At 69.7% G+C, this 3,512-nt stretch carries 5 protein-coding genes; 2 read left to right on the plus strand and 3 right to left on the minus strand.

Annotated elements, in window-relative coordinates; genetic code table 11:
- On the plus strand, nt 1-991 hold a 991-nt coding region (locus ACFU7D_RS29085; RefSeq protein WP_378873862.1), incomplete at its 5' end, for a methionine ABC transporter ATP-binding protein.
- The gene (locus ACFU7D_RS29090; protein ID WP_378873865.1) at nt 991-1,665 is read left to right on the plus strand and encodes a methionine ABC transporter permease; all 675 of its coding nucleotides are present in this window, start codon (nt 991-993) and stop codon (nt 1,663-1,665) included. The genes ACFU7D_RS29085 and ACFU7D_RS29090, both read left to right, overlap by 1 nt.
- A gap of 15 nt (nt 1,666-1,680) precedes the next feature.
- On the opposite strand, the gene ACFU7D_RS29095 is transcribed toward ACFU7D_RS29090, so the two are convergent.
- The 3 genes from ACFU7D_RS29095 to ACFU7D_RS29105 all read right to left on the minus strand — a co-directional run.
- Nucleotides 1,681-2,472, minus strand: coding sequence for a class I SAM-dependent methyltransferase (locus ACFU7D_RS29095; protein ID WP_378873868.1), 792 nt, complete (start codon nt 2,470-2,472; stop codon nt 1,681-1,683).
- A 47-nt stretch (nt 2,473-2,519) separates the two neighbouring features.
- Nucleotides 2,520-2,819, minus strand: coding sequence for a hypothetical protein (locus ACFU7D_RS29100; protein WP_378873871.1), 300 nt, complete (start codon nt 2,817-2,819; stop codon nt 2,520-2,522).
- A gap of 89 nt (nt 2,820-2,908) precedes the next feature.
- Nucleotides 2,909-3,512 (minus strand): SDR family NAD(P)-dependent oxidoreductase (locus tag ACFU7D_RS29105; RefSeq protein ID WP_378873874.1); only part of this gene is annotated, 604 nt, incomplete at its 5' end.

A 3,512-nucleotide genomic window follows, 5' to 3' on the forward strand; every position in this document is an offset into this window, starting at 1 on the left:
GACCTATCCGGCGGCCAAGGGACGCAACGAGGTCCATGCCGTGGTCGACGTCGACCTCGACATCGCCGCCGGTGACGTACAGGCGATCGTCGGCTACTCCGGAGCCGGTAAGTCCACCCTGGTACGTCTGCTCAACGGCCTCGAGCCGGCCACCTCGGGCTCCATCCAGATCGGCGGCACCGAGCTCGTCGGCCTGCACGAGCGGCAGCTGCGGCCGATCCGGCTGGGCATCGGGATGATCTTCCAGCAGTTCAACCTCTTCGAGTCGCGTACGGTCTGGGGCAACCTGGCCTACCCGCTGCAGATCGCCGGCGTCGCCAAGGCCGAGCAGCAGCGCCGGATCTCCGAGCTGCTCCACTTCGTCGGGCTCCCCGACAAGGCCCACACCTACCCGCGCAACCTCTCGGGCGGGCAGAAGCAGCGCGTCGGCATCGCCCGCGCGCTGACCACCAACCCCTCGCTGCTGCTCGCCGACGAGGCCACCAGCGCGCTCGACCCGGAGACCACCCACGAGGTGCTTCGGCTCCTGAAGCGGGTCAACGAGGAGTTCGGCACCACCATCGTCGCCATCACCCACGAGATGGAGGTCGTCCGCGAGCTGGCCGACCACGTCGCGGTCATGGAGAACGGGCGGATCGTCGAGTCCGGCGCGGTCTACGACATCTTCTCCGCACCGCAGCAGCCGGTGACCCGGCGCTTCGTCGGCACCGTCGTCGACGACGAGCCCGCACCGGTCGCGCTTGCCGCACTGAGGTCCCGCCATCCCGGCCGCTTCGTGAAGCTCGAGCTGCGCGGGGGCGGTCCTCGCCAGGCCGACCTCTTCGCGGTCCTCCTCGAGCGCGGGGTCGCCTTCGAGCTCGTCTTCGGCGGCATCGAGGAGATCCAGGGTGCCACCTTCGGCAACCTGACGCTCGCGCTCGACGGTCCTGCGAGCTCGGTCGACGAGGCCGTACGCGAGCTGTCCGCCCTCGTCCCCGCCAAGGAGCTGTGATGCTTCTCCCCACTGATACCCGCCTCGGCGAGCTGTGGCCCGACATCTGGCAGGCCACCGGCGAGACGCTGCTCATGGTCGCGCTGACGATGCTCATCGGCGGCGCGCTGGGTCTGCTGCTCGCGCTCGGCCTCTACCTGACCCGCAAGGGTGGGCTGTACGAGAATGCCGTCGTCTCGTTCGTCCTCAACGTCCTGGTCAACTTCTTCCGGCCGATCCCGTTCATCATCTTCATCGCCGCCGTCCAGCCAGCCGCGCGGCTGGTCGTCGGCACCGGGATCGGCTTCTCGGCGGTGGTGTTCTCGCTGATCCTGGCATCGATGTTCGGCATCGCGCGGATCATCGAGCAGAACCTGGTGACGGTCCCGCCAGGAGTCATCGAGGCTGCTCGGGCGATGGGTGCGAGCCGCGCCCGGATCGCCGCCACCGTCGTCCTCCCCGAGGCGCTGGCGCCGATCATCCTCGGTTACACCTTCGCCTTCGTCGCGGTCGTCGACATGTCGGCGGTCGCCGGCCTGATCGCCGGCGGCGGTCTGGGCAGCTTCGCCCAGACCTTCGGCTACCGGCAGTACGACCCGACCGTCACCTGGGTCTGCGTGCTCATCCTGGTCGCGCTGGTGCAGGTCATCCAGCTGCTCGGCAACACGCTCTCGGCGCGGATCCTGCGGCGCTGAGGCTCGGTTCGACCCTCAGGCGCGGGCCAGGATCTCGCCGTGGAGGACGGAGAACCACCCGTCCTCCGCCTCAGCCCACGACCGCCACCCGCCCGCGACCCGGGCGAGGTCGGCGGTCGTGGCGTCTCCGGAGTCGACGAGCTGGCGGGCGACCGCGGAGTCGGTGAACCGGTCGGCCCACATCCCACCCCACCACGCCCGGTCCTCGGGGTCGGCGAAGCACCAGGTGCTCGAGGTGGCCTCGATGTCGGTGAAGCCGGCGGCCCGCGCCCAGGAGAGCAGGCGGCGGCCGGCGTCGGGCTCACCGCGGTTGGCCCGTGCGGCGCGGTGGTAGAGGCGCAGCCACTCGGTCAGCTCGGCCGACTCCGGCCACCAGACGAAACCCGCATAGTCGCTCTCGCGCACCGCCACGATCCCACCGGGCTTGGTCACCCGCCGCATCTCCCGCAGCGCCTGCACCGGGTTCGCCACGTGCTGCAGCACCTGATGCGCGTGAACGACGTCGTACGCGGCGTCCTCGATGCTCAGCGCGTGCACGTCCTCGACGCAGAAGTCGACGTTCGCGACTCCCCCGGCCTCGGCGGCCCGCCGAGACAGCTCGAGCTCCGGCTCCCCGATCTCCGTCGCGGTCACGTGAGCGACCCGGCCGGCAAGATCGAGCGTGATCGTCCCCGGCCCGGCACCCACGTCGAGCAGCCGCTGCTCAGGGCTCAGGTGCGGCAGCAGATAGGCGGCGGAGTTCTCCGCCGTACGCCACCTGTGCGAGCGAAGCACCGACTCGTGATGGCCATGCGTGTAGGTCGACATGCACCGACTCTACGCGTGGAATCCCGACACCTGAGACGATATTCTCGTTATGCGGACAATCTGGGCAATGCGGAGTCGGCGCAGCCGAGACGCCGCCGGCCCCAGAGGATCCCACCCACCAGCCCGCCGAGAAGCAGCGTGTTGAGCACGATCACCATGCCGGTCTCGAACGGCGCCGCGCCACCACCCGGTCGCGCGTCCTCGGGCGCCACCTCATGCCGGTCGAACACGGCCTGCCCGTGGCCAGAGACCTGGGGCTCGTCGGCCCTCGCCGCGCTCAGCGCCGCGGAGGCGAGGACGACGGCAACCATCCCGGCGAGCAGAATCCGCAAGGTGCGACTCATCATGCTGTCGAGCGTGAGCCTCGGTCCCGTCAGGAACCCGACGCACACCGTCCCTACCGGCAACAACCCGGTGAACAATCAGGAGGAGCCGATCAGGTGGAGATCAGCCGGTTGAACATCCGGTTGGCCCAGCTCGGGGTGACTCCGGATAGACCGAGCAGGAATCTCGCCTTGGTGCCGACGCCGCGATGGACGCCGCCGAGCAGGCCGTGTCCGCTGGTCGCGGCCGCGTAGACGGACTCGGCGACGTCGTCGGGGGTGAGCGAGACCTTGAGCCGTCGCAGCGCCGGGAAGTCGTGACCCCACACCATCGAGGTGTCCGCGAACAGCGGCCACAGGGCGGTCACCGTGATCCCGTCGGCGGACCACTCCAGGTCGAGGGCCTCGGAGAGGCCGCGTACGGCGAACTTCGTGGCGGAGTAGATCGCCATGCCCGGCTGGCCGTAGATGGCGGAGGCGGAGGCGAGGTTGACGACGTGGGAACCGGGCCGCAGGAAGGGTCGCGCGAGGTGGCAGCCATTGACCAGGCCCTTGACGTTGACGTCGATGATCGCCTGCTGCCGATCCAGCGGCAGGTCGGCGAACCTGCCGATCTGGATGATGCCGGCGTTGTTGACGAGTACGTCGAGACTGCCGCCGCTCACGGCGACGAAGCCGTCCAGGGCGGCCTGCCAGGACGCGGCGTCACGTACGTCC

The organism is Nocardioides sp. NPDC057577 (genome assembly GCF_042801335.1).
Lineage (GTDB): Bacteria > Actinomycetota > Actinomycetes > Propionibacteriales > Nocardioidaceae > Nocardioides.